Source organism: Mumia sp. zg.B53 (assembly GCF_019550935.1).
Lineage (GTDB): Bacteria > Actinomycetota > Actinomycetes > Propionibacteriales > Nocardioidaceae > Mumia.
The window spans coordinates 1-26,764 of the sequence record NZ_JAHWCK010000002.1 but is presented as its reverse complement, the minus strand read 5'-3'; the positions used below and the strand labels follow the sequence as shown (position 1 = coordinate 26,764).

Below are 26,764 nucleotides of genomic sequence, written 5' to 3'. Positions count from 1 at the left end.
GAGTCAACCGCGCAGCTGGGACGGATCGGTCACGGGCCGCTCGCACGCGAAGCCCCGGCACACGTAGGCCGCCGGCGTTCCGTCGACGAGGTCCTTGTACGCGAACAGCGGCACCGGCGTACCGACCGGACCCGCCACCACCACGGCTCCCGGTGACGGGAGCGAGAGAGCGGCGCGGTGGAGCCGCGCCGCCGCCTCGCCCTCGCCCACGACGGCGATCTCCAGCGGGCCGGCCAACAGCGCCTCCGCGGCCGCCAGCGTCCAGCCGGCGAACCGCGGCGACCCGGTGGCGAGGGCGGACGCCGACCGCACCGCGTCCTCGGCGCCGCTGCGGTAGCGGTCCTCCCCCGTGACGGCGGCAGCCGCCACGAACGCCGCCGCCGCCGACGACGTCCCTGACGGCGCGGCGTTGTCCGCGAGGTCGCGAGGGCGTACGACCAGCCGCTGCGCGTCGTCGGCGGTGTCGTAGAACCCGGTCACGCCGGCATCCCCGGGGACCCGGAAGTGGTCCAGCACCGTGTCGAGGAGGCCGGTGGCCCGCTCCAGCCAGACGGCCTCGCCGGTGATGCCCAGGACCGCGAGGTAGGCCTCCGCCACGCAGCCGTAGTCGTCGAGCACGCCGGCGTTGGTCGACGGCACCCCGTCGCGCGAGGTCCGCAGCAACCTGTCGGCAGCATCGGTGTGCACCGTGGCGAGCAGCGTGGCCGCCACGACAGCGGCGTCGCAGTAGTCCGGCTCCTCGAGAAGCACACCGGCCTCGGCCAGCGCAGTCACGGCGAGACCGTTCCACGCCGCGACGACCTTGTCGTCGCGGGCGGGCGCGGGCCGGGTCGCCCGGGCGGTGACGAGACGCTCACGGACCGACGCCCAGCGAGCCGGGTCGTCGGGGTCCTCCCGCAGCTGCAGCGTGGAGGCACCGTCCTCGAACGTGCCACCGGTCGTGACCGACAGGAGCCGGGCGGCCCAGGCGCCGTCGTCGTCACCGAGCACCTCGACGAGCTGCTCCGGGGTCCAGACGTAGGTCGCCCCCTCGACGCCCTCGGTGTCGGCGTCGAGGGCGGAGGCGAACCCGCCCTCGGCCGTCGCGAGGTCGGTCAGGAGGAAGTCGGCGGTCTCCCGGACCACCCGCAGGGCCAGCGGCGAACCGGTCTGGCGCCACAGGTGCAGATAGACGCGCAGCAGGAGCGCGTTGTCGTACAGCATCTTCTCGAAGTGCGGGACGACCCACCCTGCGTCGACGCTGTAACGCGCGAAGCCCCCACCGAGCTGGTCGTACATGCCGCCGCGTGCCATCGCGTCACAGGTGTGCTCGGCCATCGCGAGGGCGTCCGCCGACCCGGTCCGTGCCGCAGCCCGCAGGAGGAACTCCAGGCACATCGACGGGGGGAACTTCGGCGCGCCGCCGAACCCGCCGCGGGCGGCGTCGTACTGCCCGGCGAGGCCGCGGACCGCCTGGTCGAGGGCGTCCGCGTCGAGCGCGGGACCGTCCCCCGCCTCGAGCGCACCGAGGTGGGAGACGACCTGCGCACTGATCCGGTCGACGTCGCCGCGGCGCTCCTCCCAGACGTCGACGACAGCCTCGAGCACCTGCCGGAAGGCCGGCATCCCGTGCCGGGGCTCGGGTGGGAAGTAGGTGCCCGCGAAGAACGGGTCGCCCGCCGGGGTGAGGACGACCGTCATCGGCCATCCGCCCTGACCGGTCATCGCCGTCGTGGCCCGCATGTAGACCGCGTCGACGTCGGGGCGCTCCTCCCGGTCGACCTTGACCGGCACGAAGTGCTCGTTGAGATAGGCCGCGGTCGCCTCGTCCTCGAACGACTCGTGGGCCATCACGTGGCACCAGTGGCACGCGGCGTAGCCGACGCTGAGCAGCACGGGCACGTCGCGCTCGGCCGCGAGCGCGAGCGCCTCGTCACCCCACTCGTGCCAGTCGACCGGGTTCTCGGCGTGCTGCAGGAGGTACGGGCTGGTGGCTCGGCTCAGTAGGTTCGCCATGCCCTCAGCCTAGGCACGATCCAGGATGCGCGGCCGCCGATGCTCCGTAGCGTGGGGCATCCAGCACCACCGAAGGAGACCCGATGGCACTCGACACGATGATGGTTCTCGCCGCGAGCTACGACAGCGAGGACGACGCGGTCGCCGACTACGAGGCGGTCAAGGAGGTCTATCGGGAGAGTGGTCTGATCGACACCTACGACGCCGCCGTCATCTCCAAGCACGACGACGGCACGGTCAAGATCGTCAAGAAGCACGAGCAGCCGACGCGCCGCGGAGCGTGGGGCGGGCTCGGGATCGGTCTGGTCGGCGGCGCGCTGGTGGCGCTCTTCCCGGCGGTCGCGCTCGCCGGCAGCCTCCTCGCCGGCGGCGCGGCAGGGGCGGGCGTGGGCGCGCTCGCGGGCCACGTCTCGCGAGGCATGAGCCGCGGTGACCTCAAGGACCTCGGCGAGCTCCTCGACGACGGCCAGAGCGGGCTCGTCGTGGTTGCGGCCACCGACATGGAGGCGCACGTCGAGCGCGTGGTCAAGAAGGCCGCCAAGACGATGAAGAAGGAGCTGCGCGCGGACGAGAAGGCGATCGAGGCCGAGATCGACGAGGCCAGCAAGGCCTGACGGAGCGGCCTCTCGTCGCGTCGGTCACCCGTCGAACGACTGGCCCCGCGAGGCGAGCTCCTCGCCCAGGATGCGCACGGCCTTCGGCCCGACGCCGTGGATCGCGAGCAGGTCCTTGCGTGAGACCGTCGTCAGCTGGTCGTACGTGGTGTAGCCGCTCGACGCCAGCTGGCGTCGAGCCGTACGGCCGATCTCCTCGGGGTACTCGGTCGGGACGGGCGAGTCCTGGGGCGGCATCGCTGAGCTCCTCTCAGGGCCGCGCGTCCCTGACGTCCTCGCGTCCGTGCTGGTGCGCCAGGCGCGCGTGGCGGTGGCCGTACCCGAAGTAGACCACGAAGCCCAGCAGCAGCCAGACGAGGAACCGCAGCCAGGTCTCCACGGCGAGGCTCGCCATCAGCCCGAGGCAGCAGACGACCGCGACGACCGGCACGAGGGGAACCAGCGGCGTACGGAACGGACGTGGCATGTCCGGACTGGTACGACGCAGGACCACCACCGCGATCGAGACGACCACGAACGCGAAGAGCGTCCCGATGCTGACCATCTCCGCCAACACGGAGATGGGCACGAGGCCGGCGAGGAGCGCCACCGCGCCCACCGTGACCCCGGTCATCAGCACCGGGGTGCCCCACCGTGGGTGCACACGCCCGACGACCGGTGGCAGCAGTCCGTCGCGGGCGAGAGCGAACCCGATGCGCCCCATGGCCACGAGGTCGACGAGGATCACCGAGGTGAGACCGGCGACGGCGGCGATCCCGATGAGCAGACCCGCCCACTCCAGGCCGACCTGGTCGAACACGTCGGCGACCGCGTCGCTCTCGCTGAGGTCGCGGTAGTCGACCAGCCCGGTGACCACCAGGCACACGCCGACGTAGAGGACGGTGCAGATCCCGATCGTCCCCAGCAGACCGAGCGGCATGTCGCGGGCAGGCTTGCGCGTCTCCTCGCCGAGGTTGGCCACCGCCTCGAACCCGGAGTAGGCGAAGAAGACCACGGCGGCAGCCACGAGCACGCCGGCGATGCCGAACTGCGTCGGCTCGACGCCGGAGAGGAACTGCCAGAGCGGTGCGCGGATCCCCTCTGCCGTCCCGTCGGAGCTCGGCTCGGCCGGCGGGACGAAGGGCACCAGGTTCTCGGGCCGGATGTGGAACGCGCCGACCGCGATCACGAAGACACAGATCGACACCTTGATCACCACGAGTCCGTTCGTGAGCCACTTGGACTCGCGGATCCCGCGGATCGCCACCCAGCCGAGCACGAGGACGATGCCGATCGCTCCGACGTTGACGACCGATCCCTCCTCGGCGAACCACCGGTCCGGCAGGTTGAACACGCCGGCGAGGTAGCCCGACCAGCCGCGTGCCACCACCGCCGCGCCGAGCGCGAACTCGAGGACGAGGTCCCAGGCGATCACCCAGGCGAAGACCTCCCCGATGGTGGTGTAGGCGTACGTGTAGGAGCTGCCCGCCGTCGGCACGGCTGCCGCGAGCTCCGCATAGCAGAGGGCGGCGAGCAGGCTCACGAAGCCGGCGATCAGGAACGAGACCATCACGGCGGGTCCGGCGTTCTCCTTGGCCTGGAGCCCGGTGAGGGTGAAGATCCCGGTGCCGATGACGATCCCGATGCCGAAGCCGATGAGGTCACGGGCCTGGAGGTTCTGGCGCAACCTGCCCTCGGAGGCGGTCTGCGCGCCGGCGCTGCCGTCGGCGGTGCCGTCGGCGGGCGGGGCGTCGTTCTGATGGACGACGTCCTCGACCGCCTTCCTCCGTGTGATGCTCATCGCTCGACGGTAGAGTTCCGTCGCCGTTCTGTCAGGGGAGCTCCCTCGTCCTGACAGCCCCTGCGGGAGGTGGCAGGCTGCGTCCGTGCCAAACATGACCAGCAACACCAAGCAGGCGGGCCGCGGCGTCCGCAACAGCAAGGCCCTCGAGACCGGCGCCAAGATCGGCCTCATCGCCTACGGGATCGTTCATCTCCTCATCGCATGGATCGCGATCCAGGTTGCGCTCGGCGGTGGCGGCGAGGCCAGCCAGGGCGGAGCGATGAAGACGCTGTCCGACGACCCGGTGGGCGTCGTCATCCTCTGGATCACCGCGGTCGGGTTCGTGGCGCTCATCTTCTGGAAGCTCTCCGACGCCATCTGGGGCTTCCAGGACGAGGACGGCACGAAGAAGATCGTCAAGAAGGTCGAGGCGGCGGCTCTCGCTGTCCTGTACGGCTTCCTCGCCGTGCTCGCGTTCAAGTCGGCCAGCGGTTCGGGCGGCGGCGGCGGCAACAGCGAGGAGGGCTTCACCGCGCAGGTGATGAGTGCCCCCGCAGGCCGCTGGCTCGTCGGTCTCATCGGTCTCGCAATCATGGCCGCCGGCGCCTACCAGATCTACCGCGGTGTGACCCGCCGGTTCGAGCACGACCTCAAGCCGCAGGCGACGAGCGGCAGCAGCGGCACCGCGCTCGTCCGGCTCGGCCAGGTCGGCTACACCGCAAAGGGCATCGCCCTCGGCATCGTCGGCCTGCTGTTCATCATTGCCGCCATCGACTACGACGCCGACAAGGCGGGCGGTCTCGACGATGCGCTCAAGACGCTCCGCGACCAGCCCTTCGGCCCAGTCCTGCTCATCCTCGTGGCCCTGGGCCTCGCGGCCTTCGGCGCCTACTGCTTCGGCTGGGCGCGCTACGTCAAGCGCCGGTGAGTCCGGCTGCCTAGGCTGCGGGGATGGACTCGCACGCCTGGGACAGCCGCTACACCGAGCAGCCGTCTCCGTTCGGCGACGCCCCCAACGCCACGATCGCCCAGGCGTTGGGGGCGTCGACGTCCGGGGACGCACTCGACCTCGCGTGCGGCGACGGACGTCACGCCGCCTGGCTCGCCGGGCAGGGCTGGCAGGTCGACGCGGTCGACTTCTCCCCCGTCGCGATCACCGCCGCACAACGACGGTGGGGAGACGTCGGTGGTGCGGTGCGGTGGATCGTCGGCGACGCGCTCGCCTGGGAGCCGGGCCGACGGTACGACCTCGTGCTCATCGCCTACTTCCAGAGCCAGCAGCTGCGCACCGTCCTCGACCAGGCCCGGACGTGGTTGACCCCGCGAGGGCGGCTCGTCTATCTGGGGCATGCTCGGGAGAATCTCGTCTACGGCGTCGGCGGGCCGCGTTCGGCGGCGGTGCTTCCGACCGTGGCCTCGCTGGCCGGCGCGCTCGACAGCCTGGAGGTGCTCGACCTGCGCCACGTCGAGCGCGTCACGCCCGACGGCACCGCGTACGACGTCCTCGCGGTGGCCCGCGAGTTCCCGGCCTAGGACACCTCGTCGGGGCGCTGGACCTGGGCGACGAGCCGAGCGGGCGCCTGCACGCAGTAGGCGTCCACGAGGAGCTCGCTCAGCTCGTCCCAGTCGGTCTCGTCGTCGAGGAGCATCCCGACGACGTTGTCTCCCCACTCCCCGCGGAAGTAGGGCGGGCCGAGTCGCTCGAAAGCCATCAGCTCGTCGCGCTCGGCCCGGAAGGTGATCCGGAACAACCCGTCCTCGCCACCGAACACGTGGGCGACCGTCGCGGAGCCCACGCGCCAGCGGACTCCCACCCAAGCGTCCTCCTCGACGCACGACGGGAGACCTGAGAGCGCCTCACGGATCCGGTCGAGCATCTCGAGGGGGACGTCGGGTCGGGCAGCCACCGCATCACCTTCTCCTACGGGACTGACACTCCGCACTGACAGTCCCGCACCACCTACGGCGTGAGCCTCCACACCTGCCCGGCGGGAGACCCCGGCGGGTACGACCGACGCGTGTTCCACGCATGCGCCGTCGCGTAGAGGCGCGTGCCGCGAGCAGCCAGCGAGCCGGAGCTCGGGACGGCGAACGACGGGCCGGCCCCGTCGACGCGCCGGATCGGTCCCTCGATCTCGTCGACCCACACCACGCCGTCGGACGTCGCCGTGGCTTCGCTGACCGGCTGCGGGGTCACCCAGGTGCGCAGCGTCCGTCCGGCGGCGTTGAGCCGGACGACGCGCGTCGGCGCGTTGGTCGACGAGTCCTCGGCGACCACGGCGTAGACACGGCCGTCCGCGCCGTGCGAGAGGGCGTTCACGACGGGAGCGTTGGGCGCGCCGGCCGGCCGCGGGGCGCGGTACCAGGTGCGCAGCCTGCCGTTGCGGAGCCGGAGCACCGTCTTCGACAGGTGGTCGAGCACGAGGACCTGACGGCGCAGCGCCACGACGTCGCCGGGGTCAGCGCGTCGTCCGTCGAACCTCGGCCTGGCGACGACGCGCAGCTTCCCGCGCTTGGTGACACGGACGACCTTGCCCGCGTACTTGCCGGGGGCGTACGTGCTGAACGTGGCGTAGACCGAGCCACCGGGCCGCCGATCGACCCCCGCGACACCGGCGGCGAAGGTCTCGAACGCCGTGCGGTTGGACGGGAGGCGGCTGGCGACCGTGCGCCGCTTCGTGCCTGCGGCGGTCATCGACCGGATCCGCCCGGTGCGTCCGATGCAGTCGGCATCCGAGGTCCCGCCCGGACGGCAGGCGCCGCGGCCCCACCTTCCGTGCCCGGCCTCGCTGACCAGCAACCGACCGGAGGCCGTGAAGCTGATCTGACGGACGTTGTCGAGCCCTCTGACGATGTGCGTCGTCGCCTGCCGGGCGTCCGAGCCGGCCGTGCGTTCGTCGGGGCTGGCGCCCTGAGCGCTCGCGGGGGCGACGGTCATCAGGCTCGCCACCAGGGCCCCGGCGGCGGACATCGCCATCAGGGCTCCCGTACGGGTGTGTGCACTCATGTGCTCTCCTTCGACGCGCCGCCCGGGGCTGCCGGAGATCGGCAGGCGACTCGACCATCGTGCACAGGAGAGGGTCAGGGACCGCGCGGCTGTTGCCCGGGATGACCCGGGCCGACGGTCAGGCGTCGTCGCGCGGCTCCTCGGCCGACGGGCGAGGACGCTCCGTGGCCGACTCGTCGAAGTCCACCTTCTTCATCTGGTGCGACATGCTGCGCATGAGGAAGTAGAGGCCCACGCACAGCGCGAGGATGATGAAGAGCGCGACCCAGCCGGCAGGCTTGAAGTTGATCTGCTCGGCGGCGGCGAGCACAGCGGTGGACATGCCTCCAGCCTACGCCCGCCCTCAGCGCAGACCGGCGAACAGGTCGTCCTCGGGCACCGACGTCTCCACGAACGACGTCACCAGCTCGTAGTCCTCGGTGGGCCACGCCTCGGCCCGGACCTCCCGGGGGATCGCGAACCAGTGGCCGTCGGGGTCGATCTGGGTGGCGTGGGCCCGCAGCGCGTCGTCGGCGACGCCGAAGTAGTCCGAGCAGGGGACGCGCGTGGTGAGCCGCTGGTCCTCGTCCGGGTCGAACGTCCACTCCTTGAGCCGCTCACGGTAGACCGGCTCGAGCCCGTGCCGCTCCAGCGCCGAGTCGATCGCCTCGGCGCGGGCCCGGGACCAGCCCCGGTGGTAGTACAGCTTCTGCGGCTGCCAGGGCTCGCCGAGCTCGGGATAGGCGTCGGCGTCTCCGGCCTTCTCGAACGCGTACACCGAGATCTTGTGGCACATGATGTGGTCGGGGTGCGGGTAGCCCCCGTTCTCGTCGTACGTCGTCACGACGTGCGGGCGGAACGACCGCATCAGCGCGATCAGTGGCTTCGCGGCCTCCTCGACCGGCACCAGGGCGAAGCATCCCTCCGGCAGCGGAGGCAGCGGGTCGCCCTCGGGCCACCCGGAGTCGACGAAGCCCAGCCAGTCCTGCTTGATCCCGAGGATCTCTCGCGCCCGGTCCATCTCCTCGCGCCGGATCTCGACGATCAGCTCGGGGTTCTCGAGGATCCCCGGGTGGTCGAAGCTCGGGTTGAGGATCGAGCCGCGCTCACCGCCGGTGCACGTGGCGACGTGGACGTCGACGCCCTCGGCGACGTACCTCGCCGTCGACGCCGCCCCTTTGCTCGATTCGTCGTCGGGGTGGGCGTGGACGTGCATCAGGCGCAAGTTGTCCGGCACAGCAGTCCTCCGGTGGGTCGTGTGGGTCGCTCGGTCACAATGGTGGCATGCCCGTGACCGACCCCGCTCTCTCCACCAGCCGGTACGGAGAACGCCGGACGCTGAGCCGCCGCACCTGGACGGTCATCGCCGCCGTCGGCGTGACGCTCGGCGTCATCGCGGCGTGGTTCGTCGCGCAGGCCCAGGCCGGTGACTCCTTCCAGGCCGACGTCGTCGCGTACAAGGTGCTCTCCGACCACGAGATCTCGGTGACGGTCCGCGTGCTGCACCCCTCGGGCGACCCTGCCTTGTGCGAGGTGGCCGCGCAGGCCGAGGACCACTCGTACGTGGGCGAGGCGACCATCCGCGTGGACCGCACCGATACCGACGAGATCCAGGTCAGGGACGTGGTCGCGACCGAGCGCCGTGCGGTGACCGCGACGGTCGTGAGCTGCCGCCTCGCCGACTGAGGATGCTTGGCCGAGAGCCTGGCTGTTGCTAGGCTCAAGGTTCAGCCCCAGGCGTGACGTCTGGGGTTTGTTACATCCAAGGAGCTTTTCCCATGACGACGTCGAACGAAGAGAAGAACACGGTCTGGCTCACCCAGGAGGCGTACGACCGCCTCCAGGCGGAGCTGGACCATCTTCGTGGCCCCGCTCGCCAGGAGATCACGACGAGGATCGCCGACGCCCGCGAGGAGGGCGACCTGCGCGAGAACGGCGGCTACCACGCGGCTCGTGAGGAGCAGGGGAAGTCCGAGGCCCGGATCCGCCAGCTCGAGGACATGCTGCGCCGCGCCGAGGTCGGCGAGGCGCCCGCTGACGATGGTCTGGTCGAGCCCGGCATGGTCGTGACCATCACGTTCGCCGGTGACGACGACACGGAGACGTTCCTCCTCGGTTCCCGCGAGATGCTCGGGCTCGACGCCTCGGTCGAGATCCAGGTCTACTCCCCGCAGTCGCCGCTCGGCTCGGCGATCAACGGCAAGAAGGCCGGCGACTCCGCGACGTACGCCGCGCCCAACGGGCGCGAGCTGACGGTCGAGATCGTCGACGCCAAGCCGTACGTGGCCTGACCCGCGACCGGCCTCCGACAGAGCCGACGGCACCCGTCGCCCCAGGGCGCGGGTGCCGTCGGCGTCTCCCCACTCCCCGGCTCAGGTGTAGGTGATCACGTAACCCTGGTCGCGCAGCGCCTGCTCGACGGCGAAGCGGTGCTCCGGCCCGCGAGTCTCGACGCTCAGCGTCACCTCCACCTCGTCCATGGCGAGGGTCGAGGACGTCCGCTCGTGGATCACGTCGAGGACACTGACCGCCATCTCGGCGAGGACCCTCAGGAGGATCTCCAGCGAGCCCGGCCGGTCGGAGATCCTCACCCGGAACGACAGGAAGCGTCCCGCCGCGGCCAGGCCGTGCCGGACCACGTTCATCAGGAGCAGCGGGTCGATGTTGCCGCCGCTGAGCACGCACACCAGCGGGCCTTCGCTGTCGTCGGCGAAGAGCTCGGGATGCTGCATGATCGCGGCGACGCCGGCGGCCCCCGCCGGCTCGACGACCAGCTTGGCGCGCTCGAGCAGGAGCAGGAGCGCCTCGCTCAGCGCCTCCTCGGTCACCGTGACGATGCGGTCGACGTAGCGCGCGATCTCCTCGTACGGCACGTGGCCGGGCAGCGAGACCGCGATGCCGTCGGCCATGGTGCGCTGCGCGACGACCGACGTCGGCCGTCCCTCGGCGAGCGACACCGGGTACGGGGCGACGCGCTCGGACTGGACCCCGACGATCCGGACGTCGGGTCGTAGCGTGCGGACGGCGAGCGCCACGCCGGCGATGAGTCCACCACCGCCGACCGGAACGACGATCGTCGAGGCGTCAGGCACCTGCTCCAGCAGCTCGAGTCCGAGCGTGCCCTGTCCTGCGACGATGTCGGGGTGGTCGAACGGGTGGATGAGGACGGCCCCGGTGCGCTCGGAGTAGGCGCGGGCGGCCTCGAGCGCCGACTCGACCGACGTTCCCGCGAGCTCGATCCGGGCTCCGTAGTCGCGGGTCGCGGCCAGCTTGGGCAACGGCGCCCCCTCCGGCATGAAGACGGTCGCGGTGGTCCCGAGCAGCGAGGCGGCGAGAGCGACGCCCTGCGCGTGGTTGCCCGCGCTGGCGGCGACCACGCCGCGAGCCTTCTCCTGGGCCGAGAGGTGGGAGATCCGGACGTACGCGCCACGGATCTTGAACGACCCGGCCCGCTGGAGGTTCTCGGCCTTGAGCAGCACGGGTCGTCCGAGGAGCGCGCTGAGCGGGCGCGAGGACTCGATCGGCGTGCGTACGGCCACGTCGGTGAGGAGGGCCGCAGCCGCGCGGACGTCGTCGAGGGTGACGGTCATGGCCTCCACCCTAGGACGGGCACCAGGGCGGCGGACGGTCGACCGCTACTCGGCGACGAGCGGCGGTGAGCCGCTCGCCGGCGCCACCCTGGCCGGGTCGCCACGCTCCGAGAGGTGGCGTACGACCGCATTGACGCAGGCCGCGAGCGGGACGGCGAGCAGCGCTCCGACGATCCCGGCGACGGTCACGCCGGCGGCGATCGCGAGGATGATCGCCAGCGGGTGGAGCTGCACGAGATGCCCCATGAGGAACGGCTGGAGGATGTGGGCCTCGACCTGCTGGACCGCGATCACGCCCAGCAGCATGAAGATCGCCGTCCACGGACCCTGGGCCACGAGCGCGACGAGGACCGCCACGAGCCCGGAGACGAACGCGCCCACGATCGGCACGAACGCACCCAGGAACACGAGGGTGGCGATCGCGAGGACCAGTGGCACCCCGAGGCCCCACGCCACACCGGCGATCCCGATCGCGTCGACGAGCGCGACCAGCACGGTGGCGCGGACGAAGGCCGTCAGCGAGGCCCAGGCGACGCGTCCGGAGGTGTCGACGGGGCTGCGGGCGTTGCGCGGGAAGATCCGGACGACCCAGTCCCAGATCCGACCGCCCTGGTAGAGGAAGAAGTACGTCGCGAACAAGACGATGAAGAACCCTGCGAGCAGGTGGGTCACCGTCGTCCCCAGCTCGGTGACGCGGTCGACGACCCCCGTGCCGCTGCTCCCCCACGCCTCGATGGTGCCCGTGACGCGGTCGATCCCGGCGTTGAGCTGGGCGTCGCTGAGTCCGAGTGGCCCGGTGCGCGCCCAGTCCTGGATCTCTTCCAGGCCGTCGACCACCTTGGTCCGCAGGTCGTCGAACTGCGCGGAGACCTGCTGCCCGACCAGGGTCAGCATCCCGACGACGGCGCCGATCCCCAGGACCATCACCAGCAGCGTCGCGAGCGCCCGAGGCACGTGGAGCCGCTCGAAGCGGTCGACGAAGGGCCTGATCAGCGCGGTGACGAGGATCGCGATCGCGACCGGGATGGTGATCTCGGAGAAGAAGCCGAGCAGCCACATGAGCCCCAGCCCTGCGGCGGCGATGATGATGAGACGCCAGCCCCACGAGGCGGCCAGCGCGATGCCGTACGGGACGTTGGGAGGGGTCGCGTCGGCAGGTGTGGCCGGAGGGAGCGCGGCGTACGGGCTCGAGGTCGGGACAGGATCGCCGAGGACGCCTGCCCGGTCGTCCCGCGCCGCGAGATCGCGCCGTGCGGTCGCTCGCATCCGCTCCACGAGCTCGTCGAGGCGGTCGCGACGGGACGGGGAGGACGAGATGGCGACCGACGGCCCGTCGGACAGCGACGCGTCGGCCGCGACGGTCTCCCCGTTGCCGTCGGCGCCTCTCCCGTCGCCTACCGGGCCTCTCCCGTCGCCGACAGCGCCGTCGTCACCGTCGGGCGGGAGCCCGTCCTTCCGGCCCGGAGTCATCGCGCCAGCCGCTCGAAGGCCGTCGCGAGGTCCGCGACGAGGTCGTCGGCCGTCTCGATGCCGACGCTGACGCGCACCAGGTCGGCGGGCACCTCCAGCGGGGAGCCGGCCGCGGACGCGTGGGTCATCCGACCGGGATGCTCGATCAGCGACTCGACGCCGCCCAGCGACTCGGCCAGCGTGAAGAGCTGGGTGTGCTCGACGACCTCGAGGGCGGCACCCTCGCCCGCAGCCATCCGGAAGGACACCATGCCGCCGAAGCGCTTCATCTGCCGGGCGGCCACCGCGTGGCCGGGGTGCTCGGGAAGTCCGGGGTAGATGACCTGGGACACCTCGGGTCGGCTCTGGAGGAAGGCCACGACGCGCTCCGCGTTGTCGCTGTGCCGGTCCATCCGGAGGGCGAGCGTGCGGAGCCCGCGCAGGACCAGCCACGAGTCGAACGGCCCGGCGACTGCACCCATGGAGTTCTGGTGGAAGGAAATCTGCTCGCCGATCCCCGCGTCGCGCACGACGATCGCGCCACCGACGACGTCGGAGTGACCGCCGGCGTACTTGGTCGTCGAGTGCACGACGATGTCGGCACCAAGCTCGAGCGGCTGCTGGAGGTAGGACGACGCGAACGTGTTGTCGACGACCAGCAAGGCGTCGGCGGCGTGCGCCACCTCGGCGAGGGCCTGGATGTCGGCGATGCCGAGGAGCGGGTTGGTCGGTGTCTCGACCCACACGATCCGGGTCGTCCCCGGGACGACGGCCGCGCGGACCGCCTCCACGTCGGAGATCGAGACCGGGTCGTACTCCAGGCCCCAGCGGGCGTGGACCTTGTCGAAGAGACGGTAGGTCCCGCCGTACGCGTCGTCGGGGATCACCACGTGGTCACCGGGCTGGGTCAGGGCGCGCAGCAGGGTGTCCTCGGCCGCGAGGCCGCTGGCGAAGGCGAACCCGCGCTCGCCGTGCTCGAGCGCGGCGAGGCACTCCTCGAGGGCGGTACGGGTGGGATTGGCGCTCCGCGAGTACTCGTAGCCCTCGCGGAGCCCTCCCACACCGTCCTGCTTGTAGGTGCTGGTCGCATAGATCGGGGGCGTCACCGCGCCCGTACGGGGATCGGGGTCCTGGCCCGCGTGGATGGCCCGTGTCTCGAAACCGAAGTCGCTCACACCCGCGAGCGTATCCGTTCGTGGTACGGCGCATGGATGGCCGGATCAGGCGCTGTCACCTCATCGGTGAGGCAGCGCACCCTGCCGCGATCGTGCGGCGACGGCCACGTCGGGGAAGTCGGTGAAGACCCCGTCGACCCCGGCGGCGTAGAAGGTCCGCAGCTCGCCGCGGAGGTTGCCGCGGGCACGGGGATCGGTGCCCCGGCGGAAGTCGGCCGGAAGGAACTGGTTCTCCGCCCGGAACGTCCAGGCGTACACGTCCAACCCGCTCCGGTGGGCGTCGCGCACGACGGTCGTGGGATCGGCGAGCGCGCCGTCCGCGGTCCGCGGGATCAGTACGTCCTTCTCCGCGCTCAGGATGTCGGCATAGCGGGAGAGGGCACGAAGTCCCTTCGGGGTCACCATGTCGGCGTACGTCGTGGGGTCTCCCGACGCCACGTGGTCGTACGGAGATCCCGACGCACTGACGTTCTGCGCGAGCGGGACCCGCAGCCGCCTCGAGAGCGCCTGCAGGTTCGCGGTCTCGAACGACTGGACGGTGACCGGCGACCGGCGGTGGTTGAGACCCCGACGGTCCAGGGTTCGGACGAGCGGGTCCTCGAGGTTCTTGCCGATCGAGCGGAAGTACGTGGGGTGCTTGGTCTCGGGGGCGACACCGATGGGGCGGCCTCGGCGGAGGCTCTCCCTGCGCGCCAGGTCGAGCACCTCGTCGAAGGTGGGGACGGTGAACCGACCGTCGTAGACGGTGTTCCCGGGTCGGACGAGCGGCAACCGCTCCTTGGCCCGCAGCGTCTTCAGCTCTGCGAGGGTGAAGTCCTCGGTGAACCATCCGGTGACCGGGCGGCCGTCGATGGTCTTGGTCGTGCGGCGAGCGTTGAACCGCGGGTGGTCGGCGACGTCGGTGGTGCCCCCGATCTCGTTCTCGTGGCGGGCGACGAGCACCTTGTCCTTGGTGATCACCAGATCGGGCTCGATGACGTCCGCGCCCTGCCGGATCGCGAGCCCGTAGGCGGCGATGGTGTGCTCCGGGCGGTAGCCGGACGCACCGCGGTGCGCGATCACGACAGGCAGGCGGGCCGTGTGGTGGAACGCGCCCGCCACGCGGTCGGGTCGGTCGGTGGCCGTGCCGGGGGTGCCTGCGGCGGCGGGGCCGCCGGCGACGACGATCGCGGGCGCGACGAGGGAGGCGGCGATCCCCAGGAGGATGGTCGTGCGACGTGTTCTCATGGGGACATCGCAGCGTCCCCGGATGGCGTCGCGGCAGCTCCCCGAGGTGGTGCGCATGAACGGTGGACGAACTCCGGAGGGCGGAGGCGGAGCCCGGGACCTGCCCGACGTGATGCGTGCGTGGCGGGTGACGTCGCCGGGGCCGGTGGCCGGTGGCGGCGACCCACCGCTCGAGCTCGTCGAGGTTCCGCTGCCCTCCCCGCTGCCGGGCGAGCTGCTCGTCCGGGTCGAGGCCTGTGGCGTGTGCCGCACGGACCTTCACGTGGCGGAAGGGGACCTGCCCGTCCATCGTCACCGCGTCGTCCCCGGGCACGAGGTTGTCGGTCGGGTCGTCGGGGACGGCGGCGGGGTCCACGGCGGTGCCCTCGACGGCTGGTCGACCGGTGACCGGGTCGGCATCGCGTGGTTGCGGCACACCTGCGGGCGTTGCCGCTGGTGCGTGCGGGGAGCGGAGAACCTCTGCCCGTACGGACGTTTCACCGGCTGGGACGCCGACGGCGGCTACGCCGAGTTCGCGACGGTCCCCGCCGCCTTTGCCTACCGGCTCCCCGACGACGTCGCCGCCGTGTCGCTGGCACCGCTGCTCTGTGCCGGGATCATCGGCTACCGCGCCCTGCGCCGCGCCGCGCTCCCCGAGGGAGGAAGACTCGGCCTGTACGGCTTCGGCGGCAGCGCCCACCTGTGTGCTCAGGTCGCGATCGCTGCCGGGGCGACGGTCCACGTGCTGACGCGCGACGCCGCGGCGCAGCGGCTCGCGCTGGACCTCGGGGCGGCCTCGGCCGGTGGCGCGTACGACGCGCCGCCGGAACCCCTCGACGCCGCGGTCCTCTTCGCGCCGGTCGGCGATCTCGTCCCTGTGGCGCTGCGTGCCCTGGACCGTGGCGGGGTGCTCGCCGTCGCCGGCATCCACCTCTCGGACACGCCCCCTCTCGTCTACGAGTCGGAGCTGTTCTACGAGAAGGAGCTGCGCTCGGTCACCGCCAACACGCGCGACGACGGACGGGCCTTCCTCGATCTCGCCGTCCGTCACGGGGTCCGAGCGACGACCCACCCGTACCCCCTCGAGGAGGGACTCTCCGCGCTGCGAGACCTCAAGGCAGGTCGCTTCGACGGCGCGGCGGTGCTCGTGCCGTGAGGTGGCTGCTGCACCTGTCAGGTCCTGGAGACGGTGACGAGGTGCCGTAGCCGGTCCTCCATCGGAGACCACCGGTCCTCACCAGGGCCGAATGGCCTGACCGGACCGCCCACCGCGCCCGCGGACACATAACGCCGACCCGTGGGCGTCGTCCAGGTAAGGCTCCTGGCGTGGTCGCGGTCGACCCGCCACCCTCGCGTCTCCTTGAGGAGGTTGTCGGTGCGGCAGACCCCCTGCGCGTTGTCGAGCACCGTCTCTCCGCCGCGTGCATACGGGGTCGTGTGGTCGATCTCGCGCACACGGCACTCGCACCACGGACGGGCGCAGAGCTCGTCGGTGGCCCGGACCAGCCGAGCGACGCCGGCCGGGAAGCGACGCCGACGGGGATCGACGGCCTCAAGGCCGTGACCGTCGGGTCGCGTGAAGAATCGGCGCACCCACCCCTGCTCTCCCGAGGCGAGGCGACGCGCGAGCTCACCGGGCACCGGCCCGTAGCCCCGGAGCACCGCGGCCACGTCGTCGGTGCCGTACAGCGTCTCCGGGCGCATCAGCACGCCGATCTCGGTGACGATGGCGAGCGCGCCGTCGGCGGTCACCGAGGCCCCGGCGAGCCGCTCGACGGCAAGGTCGGAGGTGAGCTGCGCGATGGTGCGGGGATCTCCGTCGGAGTGACGGGCCGACGCCTCGTGGTCGAGCCGCTCCCACACGGGGGCGAGCTGTGCCGCAGGTGCGCAGATCGACAGGGTTGCCATCGCGTCGAGCTCCGGTCGCAGCCGCACGTGGCGCTCGTCGCGAGCGCGCACCGTCCGCACGAACGCAGCATGCGGGTCCTTCTCGATGACCAGCCGCCGGGCGGCCGCGGCGGCACGCCGAGGACCCAGCACGGCCAGGAACGGCGCCAGCTCGGCGTCGACCTCGGCGCGCTGGTCCGGAGCAAGGTAGACCGTCTCCCGGCAGACCGCGGCGACGACGGACTGGTTGACGACGCCGTCCTGCAGGAGTCTGCGGGCTGCCGGATGGTGCTCCAGGTCGCGGGTGAGCCGGTAGGTGGACTCCCCGGCGGTGGCCGAGGCCTGGCGCGCGAGCCCGATCTCGGCGAACAACGACCGGCAGACCTCCCGCTCGTCGGTGTGCGGACCGAGCACCTCCCGCCGACGGACGTCGAGGTCGGCGACCGCGTCGGTCTGGCACGCCTGCGCCATGCGCACGATGACCTCGCACAGGGCCACCGCCTCCACCGCACCGGCACCCGCGGCCACCGCCTCCTCCTCGGCGGCGTCGATCCGTGCGAGCGCGGCCGCGACCGCCTCACCGACCCGCTCCAGCAGGCCGGTGAGCAGGAGCTCTGTCATCGGATCGCTCATGTGTTCGATTCTAGCGCGGACGAGCGACAAGGGTGAGGACGTTGTCCACCGGTCAGATCGGGAACACTGAAGCGGCAGGCATGGTTGTAGGTGGAGCACCCGAGGAGGAAACAGATGTTCTCGTTCAAGACTCACCTCATCTCCCCCGACCAGGCCCTTCCCGGCCGCGAGGCCCGTCCGTTCTCGGTCGGTGACGAGCACCTCGTGCTCGGCACGCCGATCATGACCGAGCCACCGGAGGGCTACGAGGCCGTCGTCTTCGGTCTCGGATGCTTCTGGGGTGAGGAGCAGACCTTCTGGAACGTGCCGGGAGTCTGGTCGACATCGGTCGGCTACGCCGGCGGCTTCACCAAGAACCCCACGTACGAGGAGGTCTGCAGCGGCCGCACCGGGCACGCCGAGGTCGTCCGCGTGATCTACGACCCGGCCAAGGTCTCCTTCGACGACCTGCTCAGGGTCTTCTGGGAGAACCATGACCCCACCCAGGGGATGCGGCAGGGCAACGACCGTGGCACGCAGTACCGCTCGGTCATCTACACGACCACGCCGGAGCAGCTCGAGAAGGCCGAGGCGTCGCGCGCGGCGTACCAGAAGCGGATGACCGCCTCCGGCTACGGCGAGATCACCACCGAGATCCGGCCGCTGGGCGACTACTGGTACGCGGAGGACTACCACCAGCAGTACCTCGTGAAGAACCCGTTCGGCTACTGCCCGAACCACTCCACCGGCATCGCGTACGCCACGAGCTGATCGCATGCAGGGAGCGCCGGTCCGCACGGTGGTCGCCGCGGTCGCCCTTGTGGCGGCCGCGGCGTGCACCAGCGAGCGGACGACCGGCGACACGGCTCCGTCGTCACCGCCCGGCGCCACGACGGAGCCGGTCTCCGAGCCGTCGGTCTCCGAGCCGTCTGCCGCCGACCGGCCCGACCCCACCGCGACGCCCGCACTCCCCGCCGCCGGCAGCCCGGTGTCCCTCCCGGCGCTGATGGCGAAGGAGTACGACGGCCGAGCGCTGCGTCTCGGGGAGACGCTCGCCACCACCGAGGCCTACACGCGGCGTGCGGTCACCTACCGCAGCGGCGACCTCCGGATCTCGGGGATCCTCGTCGTCCCCCGGGGTCGTGGCCCGTTCCCCGTGCTGATCCTGGCGCACGGCTACATCGACCCGGCCGTCTACACCAGCGGCCGCGGGATGACGCGCGAGCAGGACTACCTCGCGCGCGCGGGGTATGCCGTCCTCCACGTCGACTACCGCAACCACGCCGGCTCGGACGACGACCCGACCGCCGAGCGCGACCTCCGGCTCGGCTACACCGAGGACGTCATCAACGCGGTCCTCGCCGTCCGCCGCTCCGGCGACCCGCGCCTCGACGGCGACCGCGTCGGCCTCGTCGGCCGTTCGATGGGGGGAGGCGTCGTCCAGAACGTCCTCGTCACGAAGCCGGGGCTCGTCGACGCCGCGGTCGTGTTCGCGTCCGTGAGCAGCGACACGGTCGACAACTACGAACGCTGGACGGCCGCCGAGCGCCCGGAGGTGGCCCGCCAGATCGTCCGCCGGCACGGCTCGCCGGAAGATGCCCCGGGCTTCTGGAAGCAGGTGTCTCCCCGGACCTACGTCGACCGCGTGACCGAGCCGCTGCTGATGCTGCACGGGACCGCCGACGACACCTGCCCTCCGCGCTGGTCCGAGCAGACCGCCGCGGCCTTCGAGCGCGCAGGCAAGGATGTCGAGCTCGTGACGTACGCCGGAGAAGGACACGCCTTCGGGCCGCAGTGGCCGCAGTCGATGCGGCGCACGGTGCGCTTCCTGCGGACCGAGATGGGCTAGCCCGCCATCGAGGCGTAGCGCTTGGCGGCGCGCGCCTTGGCCTTCTCGGCCTCGACCTCGCGGTCCTTGGGCGGCGCCTGCGTGACCAGGTCGGCAAGGAGGTGCTGGGTGACGTGCGCGACCTCGCGCACCGCCTGCTCGAACACCTCGGCGTTCGTCTGCGACGGCTTGGTCATCCCGCTGACCTTGCGGACGTACTGGAGCGCCGCGGCCTCGATCTCGTCGTCGGTCGCGTGCGGCTCGAAGTTGTGGAGGGTCCGGATGTTGCGGCACATGTCGTCCACGCTACGCCGCCGGGCGGACCTCGTCACGGCCTCGGCGCCACCCGGTGCCGTAGAGTCGCCCGCCATGGTGAGCGACGGTGCGACGCGATCGTGGTGGGGATGGGGCACGCTCGAGGAGGCGCTCGACTCGGGTGAGACGGACGCGCTGGTCAGCCGTACGGCCGCGCTGATGCCGTCACAGGACCTCACCGTCCACGCCCCACCTGTCGTCGACGACGACCTCCTCCCCGCCCGGCGGGTGACCCCACCGCCGTCGCTGGACCACCTCTGCTCCGTCGACCCCGTCGACCGCGCCGCGCACACCCACGGCAAGGCGTTCCGTGACATCGTGCGCAACCTCCGGGGCGACCTCGCGAACGCGCCCGACCTCGTGCTCCGGCCGCGCACCGAGGCCGATGTCGTCGCCATCCTCGACTGGTGCTCGGGCGCGGACGTCGCCGTCGTCCCGTATGGGGGCGGCACCTCCGTGGTCGGCGGCGTCGAGCCGCGGCTCGACGGTGACTTCGCCGGCGCGGTGTCGCTCGACGTGAGCGCGATGGACCAGGTGCTCGAGGTCGACCGGACCAGCCGTGCCGCCCGGATCCAGGCCGGCGTCCTCGGCCCGCACCTCGAGGACCAGCTCCGGCCGTACGACCTGACGCTCCGGCACTTCCCGCAGTCCTTCGCCTACTCGTCGCTGGGCGGCTGGCTCGCGACCCGCGCGGGCGGGCACTTCGCGACGCTGCACACCCACATCGACGAGCTGACCGAGTCGATGCGCGTCATCTCGCCGTACGGGACCGGTGAGTCGCGACGACTGCCGGGCTCGGGTGCGGGACCGTCCCCCGACCGGTTGTTTCTCGGGTCCGAGGGCACGCTCGGCGTCATCACCGAGGCATGGATGCGTCTCCAGGACCGGCCGCAGTGGCGCGCCGGCAGCTCGGTGCACTTCGCCGACTGGGCGTCGGCCGTCGAGGCGGTGCGCCACCTGGCGCAGTCGGGCCTGCACCCGGCGAACTGTCGTCTCCTCGACCCGGCCGAGGCCTTCCTCAACGCCGGCGTCTCGGTGGGCGGTGGCGTCCTCGTGCTGGGGTTCGAGTCGGCGGACCACCCGGTCGACGCCGCGCTGGAACGGGCGGTCGAGATCTGCCACGACCTGGGCGGCATCCTCGCCGGAGCGTCTCCGCCGGGCGGCGCGCGCGACGCCTCGGCGTCGACGTGGCGCTCGTCGTTCCTGCGGATGCCCTACCAGCGTGACGCGCTGGTGCAACGCTCGGTGATCGCCGAGACGTTCGAGACCGCGACGACGTGGGACCGCTTCCCCGCGCTGCACGCGGCGATCACGACCGCCGCCACGGACGCCGTCCGGGAGGTCTGCGGCGTGGGGGTCGTGACCTGCCGGTTCACCCACGTCTATCCCGACGGCCCCGCGCCGTACTACTCGGTCTACGCCGCCGGGCGCTGGGACGGCCTCGTCTCCCAGTGGGACGAGGTGAAGGCCGCCGTGTCGGAGGCGATCGTCGCCCACGGCGGCACGATCACGCACCACCACGCGGTCGGACGCGACCACCGGCGCTGGTACGACGAGCAGCGGCCCGAGCCGTACGCCGCCGCGCTCGCCGCGGTCAAGCGCGCCCTCGACCCGGCGGGGATCCTCAACCCCGGCGTCCTCCTGTGAGGACCGGGCCGGCCCTCAGCGCCGCGTCCACGCGAGGAGCTCGTCGAGAGGCCACGTGTCGACGACGCGTTCGGCGGTGATGCCTGCCGCCTCGGCACGCACGCAGGCGAGCCCCTGCCAGGAGAGCTGACCAGGCGCGTGCGCGTCGGTGTCGATCGAGAAGAGGCACCCGCGCTCGACCGCGACGTCGAGCAGCCGCGACGGCGGGTCACGGCGTTCGGGTCTGCTGTTGATCTCGAGCGCGGTGTCGAACTGCTTGCACGCCTCGAACACGATCTCGGGGTTGAAAGCCGACTCCGCCCGTGTGCCCCGCGATCCCTCCACCAGCCTCCCTGTGACGTGGCCGAGGACGTCGGTGTGGGGATTCGCGACCGCGGCCACCATGCGCCGGGTCATCGTGTCGGCATCGTCCTTCAACCGCGAGTGCACGCTCGCGACGACCACGTCGAGGCGCTCCAGCAGCTCAGGCTCCTGGTCGAGGCTCCCGTCGTCGAGGATGTCGACCTCGATGCCGGTGAGGACCCGGAACGGCGACAGCTCCTCGTTGAGCCGCTCCACGACGTCCAGCTGCTCACGGAGCCGCTCAGGAGAGAGCCCGCGGGCCACCGTGAGCCGGGGCGAGTGGTCGGTCAGCGCGCAGTAGTCGTGGCCGAGCCGGACCGCGGTCCGCATCATCTCCTCGATCGACGCTCCGCCGTCGGACCAGGTGGAGTGCGTGTGGAGGTCGCCGCGCAGGGCCGCACGCAGGGCGGTGTCGTCACCAGGGACCGGCTCGTCCTCCTCCCGCAGCCGCGCGAGGGTGTCGGGCACCCGGCCGGCTGAGGCCTGCGCGATCACCGCCGCCGTCTTGGCTCCGACACCGCTCAGCTCCGACCAGGAGTCCCGCTCGGCCAGCTGCGCCCGACGGTCCTCGTCGAGGGCGTCGTAGACGTCCGCGGCCTTGCGGTAGGCCATGGGCCGCCGCGGCTCGGAACGGGAGCGCTCCAGCAGGTAGGCGATCTCACGCAGGGCAGCAGACGGCCCGGTGTCGGTGAGATTCATCCCCGGCACCGGGCCGTCGCTCGCGACGCGTCGGTCGTACGACCGCGGTCAGACCCGCATCTGGTAGGTGAGGCAGTCGGCCTTGTCCTTGCCGGGCCCGACCCGGATGGCGTCGGCGGTGCACTCGAGCTCTGCGTTGTGAACACAGTCCGTACGGTGGCACGCTCCGACGCGCGCCACCACCTTGGAGAGGCCTCCGCTCGGTCCGATGTCGAGGAACGTGCCGCACAGCGGGTCGTCCACCGTGCCGGAGATCGTGATCGCGCCGGCGTGGCACTCGTGCTCGTGGTTGTAGGAGCAGCCTGCCGCTGCGCACCCGTTGACCGCGGGAAGATCCGTGACGCTCATGCCGTGCCCCCTGCTCGATGGCCAGTGCCTCAGGCTAGAACGGGGTCCCCGCCGTAAGGCAAGACTCAGCGGCCGTCACCTTAGGCGAGGCTTCCCCCGGAGAACGACCCCTGGACACGACACTGGGTCCGGTGCCGTCCCTCCCGGACACCGGACCCAGTGGTCTTGCGGGCACCGGCGCGTACGTGGGCGTGACGCGCGCGGTGCCCGGCTCGAGGCGCTCAGAACTGGATCGGGCCAGCCTGCAGCGTCATCTTGTTGCCGCTGCCCGAGAGCAGCGAGGTGAGGAGCAGGTCGCGACCGCTGGTCGGACCGATCTTGTAGCCGCAGCCCTGGAACTTCGGGATCGTGTACTCACCCTCGAGCTGCACCGGCTCGGTGAGCGAGAAGGGCGTTGTCGAGCGGAGCGTCGTGGTGATCTCACCCGTGCCACAGCCGCTGCGGACGATGTTGAGGAACGGCAGGAGGTCGGAGGAGACCCGCGGGACAGCCAGCCGGAACGAGAGGTCGACGCTGACCACGCCGTCTTCACCGACGGTGGCCGCCGTCGGGCTGGTCTGGACCAGCTTCACGGTGGAGGTCGTGTCACCGAGCCCGGGGATGCCGAGGAGGCGGATGTGGGCCTCGATCGGGGGAATGTTGACGTCTCCGACGACCGTGATCGGCGGGCCGAAGTTGAAGTCACCGTCGAGCGAGGCACCCTCGGGGATCTGCAGGGTGGCGTTCTGCTTGGCCACGGTGGCCGTGCCCGTGATCGGCAGCGTGACGGGCTGTGCGTTGGCGGGCGCGGTCGTGGCAACGAGGCTGCCGAGGACCAGGGCCCCGACGGCGGCGAGGCCACCGAGCTGCTTGCGGATGGACATGGGTCTCCCTCCCATTGGACGGCACGCTCGCGGGGTCGCCCTCGGGGGTCGGGCCGTCTGTGTCGTAGATCACGCAGACTACTGAGAGGTAACGTCGACTGCAACCCTGGGTTACAGACGTGACGGCACCCTCAGGTTGTGTGAAGCGGAGCCTCAGCCGACGAGGCGGGTGCGCAGGCCGTCCACGACCCGCGCGGCGGCCCCGGCGTCGTACAGCCAGCCCGCCGTCCCACCGGGATGGGCGTCCCAGACGTCGAGCACGGCGTCGATGGCGTCCTGCGGGATCGCGAGGTAGGAGGAGGGGGCACGTCGCGACGGATCGATCTGCGGTGCGATCCGGAGCCGCTGCAGCACCGCGTCCATCGCTGCGCCGGTCGCCAGGTAGTCCTTCACCACCGCGTCGCGCGAGACACCCGCCGTACGCAGCAGCATGGCCACGGCCACCCCCGTACGGTCCTTGCCCGCCGCGCAGTGCAGGAGCGTCGCGCCGTCGTGGTCGGCGACCAGCGTCGCGACCTGCACCAGCTCGGCGCGGGCCACCTCCAGCATGCCGAGGTACAGCGCCTCCAGCCCGCCGGTGGCCATCCGCGCCACGACCTGCGGGCTCGCCGACTGAGGGCCGTCGGGACGCAGAGCCTCGAGCAGCGAGATCTGACGCACGGTGGCACCGGTGGGGGCGAGAGGGTGCTCGGGGCCGGACTCCGCCGACGAGCGCAGGTCGAGGACCAGACTCGGCGGCCACGGCAGCCCTCCAGGGTCACGGTCGTCGATGCTCGGCATGGCCGAGCGCAGCAGGACACCGTGCACCGTCGTGGCGCCGTCCTCGGTCGGCAGCCCACCGAGGTCGCGGAGGTTGGGCGTGGTCGTCGCCTCAGACATCCGCCACCTCGGGGAGCACCTGCTCGCCGAGCAGCGCGAGGTGGTCGAGGTCTGCGAGGTCGAGCACCTGCAGGTAGATCCGCTGCGACCCCTCGCCGGCGAAGGTCGCGATCCGGTCGACCACCTCCTGCGGCGTCCCGCAGAGTCCGTTGGTGCGCAGGTCGTCCACGTCGCGCCCGATGGCTTCCGCCCGACGTCGGATCTCCGCCTCGTCGCGACCGCAGCACACCACGAGCGCGCTCGAGTAGGTGAGGTCGTCGGGGTCGCGGCCGATCTCCTCGCACGCGGCACGCACGCGGTCGTACTTGGCCCGGTGCTCCTCCGGCAGGGTGAACGGGAGGTTGAACTCGTCGGCGTAGCGAGCCGCGAGCGCCGGGGTCCGGCGGCGTCCGTGCCCGCCGATGACGACCGGGGGACGCGGCGTCTGGGTCGGCTTCGGCAGCGCCGGGGAGTCGGTCAGCGTGTAGTGCTCTCCCGCGAAGGAGAACCGCTTGCCCGTCGGGGTCTCCCACAGCCCGGTGAGGATCGCGAGCTGCTCCTCGAACCGATCGAAGCGTTCGCCCGTCGACGGGAAGGGGATGCCGTACGCCTCGTGCTCCTCGGCGAACCAGCCCGCGCCGAGCCCGATCTCGACCCGGCCCCCGCTCATCTGGTCGACCTGCGCGACCTGGATCGCAAGCACGCCGGGGTGCCGGAACGTGGCCGACGTCATCAGCGTGCCGAGGCGGATGGTCGACGTGTCGCGGGCGAGACCGGCGAGCGTCGTCCAGGCGTCGGTCGGCCCCGGGAGCCCGTCACCTCCTCCCATCACCAGGTAGTGGTCGGATCGGAAGAAGGCCCCGAACCCCTGCTCCTCGGTGGCCAGCGCGACCGCCAGCAGGTCGTCGTACGTGGCGCCCTGCTGTGGCTCGGTGAAGATTCGCAGCTCCATACACCCACTCTGCCATCCACGGCGAACGCCCGGTGCCGGGCCGATCCACAGGCCCACCTCGCAGGACTGTTGCGTCGCGCCCTTTGTGCCCTAGTGTGTAGCGAGCCGTCCTGGAACGTATCCAGTTCGGCCTGTGACAACCCCCCGGACCGACCCCTCGCTGCTTACCCCCGCGGCGTGACGGGTCGAGGAAGAAGTCAAACCACCGTGCGCGCTGCAAAGAAGCTCGTCGCGGCGGCGGGACTGGTGCTGCTGCCTGCGCTCCTGATCTCCGCCCCCGCCCACGCCACTGTCTCCACCACCTATGGTCACACCTCGGTCTGCAAGGACCTGGACACCGGCAAGCTCGAACCCACGGGCGACAAGAAGTACGTGAAGATCACGGCGCCCGAGGGCAAGCTCATCTCTGGCTACTGCGTGAAGACCGACTCCAAGCGCGGCGTCGAGTACGTCAAGGTCAACCCGCCGGCCGAGAGCGTGAAGATCAGCCACGCGTGCAAGGACGTGGTCCACTACTCGGTCACGTACGTGCCGGCTGGCAAGCCGACCCCCTCGCCCTCACCGTCGCCGTCGGCGACCCCCCCGCCGTCTGAGACTCCGACGACCGAGCCGACGACCGAGCCGACCCCGACCCAGCCGACCACGGAGCCGACCGAGACGGAGCCGACCAGCCCCGCCACGGAGCCGACGACCGAGCCGACCGAGACGGAGCCGACCAGCCCCGCCACGGAGACCTCTCCGACGCCGTCGGAGGATGTCGCCCCGGCGACCGAGACCGCTCCCGGTGACGATGACGACAGCGACAACGGTGTCGCAGGCGATGACGAGACCGCCCCGACTGCTGTCGACGCCGGTCTGACGAGCAGCACCACGCCGGGGTCCACCACCTGGATGGCCACCGTCGCGGGCCTCGGAGGCGCCGTCCTCCTCGCCGCCGCGGCCTACCTGATGCGGATGCGCAAGCGCGGTGACCACCGAGCCTGATCTCGTCACCGTCCGCCGCGAGGCGCGTGCCCGTCGCCGGGCGCGCGCCCGCGTGCGGATGGCGGTCGCCGTCGTTGCAGGCGCCGCGGGCCTCCTCTGCACCTGGGTGGCCTTCGGCGCCTCTGCGTCGTTCAACGACGAGGACGGCTCCGGCACACCGACCGCGGCCGCTCCGGTCGCCTCCGAGAGCGCTGAGGCCATCCTTGCCGAGACGCCCGCCCGCAAGCTGCCCGCCGGACGCGCCGCCAAACCGGTCCTCGTGCGGGTGCCCGCACTGGAGGTTGTCGCCCCGGTCGCGCCGATGAGCGCCGTCGACGGAGTGCTGACCCCTCCCGCCGACGCCTCGATGGTCGGCTGGTGGGACGACGGCGCACGACCGGGAGCCTCCAAGGGCACGGTCGTGGTCGCCGGACACACGGTCCACACAGGCGGAGGCGCTTTCGACGACCTCGGCCAACTCGAGCCCGGCACGAAGGTCGCCGTCAGGACCAAGCGCGGAGTCGTCCGCTACGTCGTCCGCCGGGTGGAGACCTACGACAAGGCGACCCTCGCCGAGAAGTCCGCACGACTCTTCCGACAGAAGGGCCGCCCGCGTCTCCTCCTCATCACGTGCGAGGACTGGGACGGCACGGGCTACCGCTCCAACACCGTC

Annotated in this window: 29 protein-coding genes; 11 read left to right on the top strand and 18 right to left on the bottom strand. The window is 71.7% G+C overall.

Annotated elements, in window-relative coordinates; genetic code table 11:
* Positions 1-3 precede the first annotated feature (3 nt).
* Complete coding sequence (locus KV102_RS11210; protein ID WP_220346336.1) at positions 4-1,995, bottom strand: thioredoxin domain-containing protein; 1,992 nt, start codon at positions 1,993-1,995, stop codon at positions 4-6.
* Positions 1,996-2,078: 83 nt separating this feature from the next.
* Between KV102_RS11210 and KV102_RS11205 the strand changes: the two genes are divergently transcribed.
* Entirely contained in the window at positions 2,079-2,609 is a 531-nt protein-coding gene (locus KV102_RS11205) for a DUF1269 domain-containing protein (protein WP_220343795.1), read from the top strand.
* A 24-nt stretch (positions 2,610-2,633) separates the two neighbouring features.
* Here the strand turns inward: KV102_RS11205 and KV102_RS11200 are convergent, their stop codons facing one another.
* On the bottom strand, positions 2,634-2,846 hold the full coding sequence (locus tag KV102_RS11200) for a hypothetical protein (RefSeq protein ID WP_220343794.1): 213 nt from the start codon (positions 2,844-2,846) through the stop codon (positions 2,634-2,636).
* Positions 2,847-2,859: 13 nt separating this feature from the next.
* On the bottom strand, positions 2,860-4,389 hold the full coding sequence (locus KV102_RS11195) for an APC family permease (RefSeq protein WP_220346335.1): 1,530 nt from the start codon (positions 4,387-4,389) through the stop codon (positions 2,860-2,862).
* Positions 4,390-4,483: 94 nt separating this feature from the next.
* Here KV102_RS11195 and KV102_RS11190 point away from each other — a divergent pair, with 94 nt between their 5' ends.
* Positions 4,484-5,299, top strand: a complete 816-nt coding sequence (locus KV102_RS11190; protein WP_220346599.1) for a DUF1206 domain-containing protein — start codon at positions 4,484-4,486, stop codon at positions 5,297-5,299.
* 23 nt (positions 5,300-5,322) lie between these two features.
* Complete coding sequence (locus KV102_RS11185; protein ID WP_220346334.1) at positions 5,323-5,904, top strand: bifunctional 2-polyprenyl-6-hydroxyphenol methylase/3-demethylubiquinol 3-O-methyltransferase UbiG; 582 nt, start codon at positions 5,323-5,325, stop codon at positions 5,902-5,904.
* On the opposite strand, the gene KV102_RS11180 is transcribed toward KV102_RS11185, so the two are convergent.
* The 4 genes from KV102_RS11180 to mca form a co-directional block, all read right to left on the bottom strand.
* Positions 5,901-6,278 (bottom strand): MmcQ/YjbR family DNA-binding protein, encoded by a 378-nt coding sequence (locus KV102_RS11180; RefSeq protein WP_220343791.1) that lies wholly within the window; start codon positions 6,276-6,278, stop codon positions 5,901-5,903. The genes KV102_RS11185 and KV102_RS11180 overlap by 4 nt on opposite strands.
* 53 nt (positions 6,279-6,331) lie before the next feature.
* Positions 6,332-7,378 carry a hypothetical protein gene (locus tag KV102_RS11175; RefSeq protein ID WP_220346333.1) on the bottom strand — a complete coding sequence of 349 codons (1,047 nt, stop codon included), beginning with the start codon at positions 7,376-7,378 and terminating at the stop codon, positions 6,332-6,334.
* A 118-nt stretch (positions 7,379-7,496) separates the two neighbouring features.
* On the bottom strand, positions 7,497-7,700 hold the full coding sequence (locus KV102_RS11170) for a hypothetical protein (RefSeq protein ID WP_220343789.1): 204 nt from the start codon (positions 7,698-7,700) through the stop codon (positions 7,497-7,499).
* Between the two features lie 21 nt (positions 7,701-7,721).
* Positions 7,722-8,573 carry a mycothiol conjugate amidase Mca gene (gene mca / locus KV102_RS11165; protein ID WP_220343788.1) on the bottom strand — a complete coding sequence of 284 codons (852 nt, stop codon included), beginning with the start codon at positions 8,571-8,573 and terminating at the stop codon, positions 7,722-7,724.
* Positions 8,574-8,641: 68 nt separating this feature from the next.
* On the opposite strand from mca, the gene KV102_RS11160 reads away from it, so the two are divergent.
* Both KV102_RS11160 and greA read left to right on the top strand, forming a co-directional pair.
* Entirely contained in the window at positions 8,642-9,043 is a 402-nt protein-coding gene (locus tag KV102_RS11160) for a DUF4307 domain-containing protein (RefSeq protein ID WP_220343787.1), read from the top strand.
* A 92-nt stretch (positions 9,044-9,135) separates the two neighbouring features.
* Positions 9,136-9,648: a transcription elongation factor GreA gene (gene greA, locus KV102_RS11155; RefSeq protein ID WP_220343786.1), complete on the top strand. Its 513-nt coding sequence runs from the start codon at positions 9,136-9,138 to the stop codon at positions 9,646-9,648.
* Between the two features lie 81 nt (positions 9,649-9,729).
* On the opposite strand, the gene ilvA is transcribed toward greA, so the two are convergent.
* From ilvA to KV102_RS11135, 4 genes are read right to left on the bottom strand one after another with little or no spacing between them, the layout of a single operon-like run.
* Entirely contained in the window at positions 9,730-10,947 is a 1,218-nt protein-coding gene (ilvA, locus tag KV102_RS11150) for a threonine ammonia-lyase (RefSeq protein ID WP_220343785.1), read from the bottom strand.
* A gap of 45 nt (positions 10,948-10,992) precedes the next feature.
* The gene (locus KV102_RS11145; protein ID WP_255559599.1) at positions 10,993-12,417 is read right to left on the bottom strand and encodes an AI-2E family transporter; all 1,425 of its coding nucleotides are present in this window, start codon (positions 12,415-12,417) and stop codon (positions 10,993-10,995) included.
* A complete protein-coding gene (locus tag KV102_RS11140; protein WP_220343784.1) occupies positions 12,414-13,571 on the bottom strand; it encodes a cystathionine gamma-synthase in 1,158 nt (385 codons plus the stop codon). The genes KV102_RS11145 and KV102_RS11140 overlap by 4 nt, the downstream gene beginning before the upstream one ends.
* 60 nt (positions 13,572-13,631) lie before the next feature.
* Positions 13,632-14,798: a glycerophosphodiester phosphodiesterase gene (locus KV102_RS11135; protein WP_220343783.1), complete on the bottom strand. Its 1,167-nt coding sequence runs from the start codon at positions 14,796-14,798 to the stop codon at positions 13,632-13,634.
* Positions 14,799-14,820: 22 nt separating this feature from the next.
* Between KV102_RS11135 and KV102_RS11130 the strand changes: the two genes are divergently transcribed.
* Positions 14,821-15,933 (top strand): zinc-binding alcohol dehydrogenase family protein, encoded by a 1,113-nt coding sequence (locus tag KV102_RS11130; protein ID WP_255560895.1) that lies wholly within the window; start codon positions 14,821-14,823, stop codon positions 15,931-15,933.
* A 17-nt stretch (positions 15,934-15,950) separates the two neighbouring features.
* Here the strand turns inward: KV102_RS11130 and KV102_RS11125 are convergent, their stop codons facing one another.
* The gene (locus KV102_RS11125) at positions 15,951-17,297 is read right to left on the bottom strand and encodes an HNH endonuclease signature motif containing protein (protein WP_220343782.1); all 1,347 of its coding nucleotides are present in this window, start codon (positions 17,295-17,297) and stop codon (positions 15,951-15,953) included.
* A gap of 114 nt (positions 17,298-17,411) precedes the next feature.
* Between KV102_RS11125 and msrA the strand changes: the two genes are divergently transcribed.
* Positions 17,412-18,047: a peptide-methionine (S)-S-oxide reductase MsrA gene (msrA, locus tag KV102_RS11120; RefSeq protein WP_220343781.1), complete on the top strand. Its 636-nt coding sequence runs from the start codon at positions 17,412-17,414 to the stop codon at positions 18,045-18,047.
* A gap of 4 nt (positions 18,048-18,051) precedes the next feature.
* Positions 18,052-19,125 (top strand): S9 family peptidase, encoded by a 1,074-nt coding sequence (locus tag KV102_RS11115; protein ID WP_255559601.1) that lies wholly within the window; start codon positions 18,052-18,054, stop codon positions 19,123-19,125.
* Here KV102_RS11115 and KV102_RS11110 read toward each other — a convergent pair.
* Complete coding sequence (locus tag KV102_RS11110; protein WP_220343780.1) at positions 19,122-19,400, bottom strand: DUF2277 domain-containing protein; 279 nt, start codon at positions 19,398-19,400, stop codon at positions 19,122-19,124. The genes KV102_RS11115 and KV102_RS11110 overlap by 4 nt on opposite strands.
* Positions 19,401-19,473: 73 nt before the next feature.
* Here KV102_RS11110 and KV102_RS11105 point away from each other — a divergent pair, with 73 nt between their 5' ends.
* On the top strand, positions 19,474-21,066 hold the full coding sequence (locus tag KV102_RS11105; RefSeq protein ID WP_220346332.1) for an FAD-binding oxidoreductase: 1,593 nt from the start codon (positions 19,474-19,476) through the stop codon (positions 21,064-21,066).
* Positions 21,067-21,081: 15 nt separating this feature from the next.
* On the opposite strand, the gene KV102_RS11100 is transcribed toward KV102_RS11105, so the two are convergent.
* The 5 genes from KV102_RS11100 to KV102_RS11080 all read right to left on the bottom strand — a co-directional run bounded on the left by KV102_RS11100 (position 21,082) and on the right by KV102_RS11080 (position 25,128).
* On the bottom strand, positions 21,082-22,107 hold the full coding sequence (locus KV102_RS11100) for a PHP domain-containing protein (protein ID WP_220346331.1): 1,026 nt from the start codon (positions 22,105-22,107) through the stop codon (positions 21,082-21,084).
* Between the two features lie 48 nt (positions 22,108-22,155).
* Complete coding sequence (locus KV102_RS11095; protein WP_220343777.1) at positions 22,156-22,455, bottom strand: DUF1540 domain-containing protein; 300 nt, start codon at positions 22,453-22,455, stop codon at positions 22,156-22,158.
* Positions 22,456-22,676: 221 nt separating this feature from the next.
* Entirely contained in the window at positions 22,677-23,318 is a 642-nt protein-coding gene (locus KV102_RS11090; protein ID WP_220343776.1) for a hypothetical protein, read from the bottom strand.
* Positions 23,319-23,471: 153 nt separating this feature from the next.
* Positions 23,472-24,197, bottom strand: coding sequence for a tyrosine-protein phosphatase (locus KV102_RS11085; RefSeq protein ID WP_220346330.1), 726 nt, complete (start codon positions 24,195-24,197; stop codon positions 23,472-23,474).
* The gene (locus KV102_RS11080) at positions 24,190-25,128 is read right to left on the bottom strand and encodes an LLM class F420-dependent oxidoreductase (protein WP_220346329.1); all 939 of its coding nucleotides are present in this window, start codon (positions 25,126-25,128) and stop codon (positions 24,190-24,192) included. Before KV102_RS11080 ends, KV102_RS11085 begins: the two co-directional genes overlap by 8 nt.
* 207 nt (positions 25,129-25,335) lie before the next feature.
* On the opposite strand from KV102_RS11080, the gene KV102_RS11075 reads away from it, so the two are divergent.
* Positions 25,336-26,112, top strand: a complete 777-nt coding sequence (locus KV102_RS11075) for a hypothetical protein (RefSeq protein ID WP_220346328.1) — start codon at positions 25,336-25,338, stop codon at positions 26,110-26,112.
* The coding region (locus KV102_RS11070) for a class F sortase (RefSeq protein WP_308289424.1) at positions 26,096-26,764 on the top strand (669 nt) is incomplete at its 3' end. The genes KV102_RS11075 and KV102_RS11070, both read left to right, overlap by 17 nt.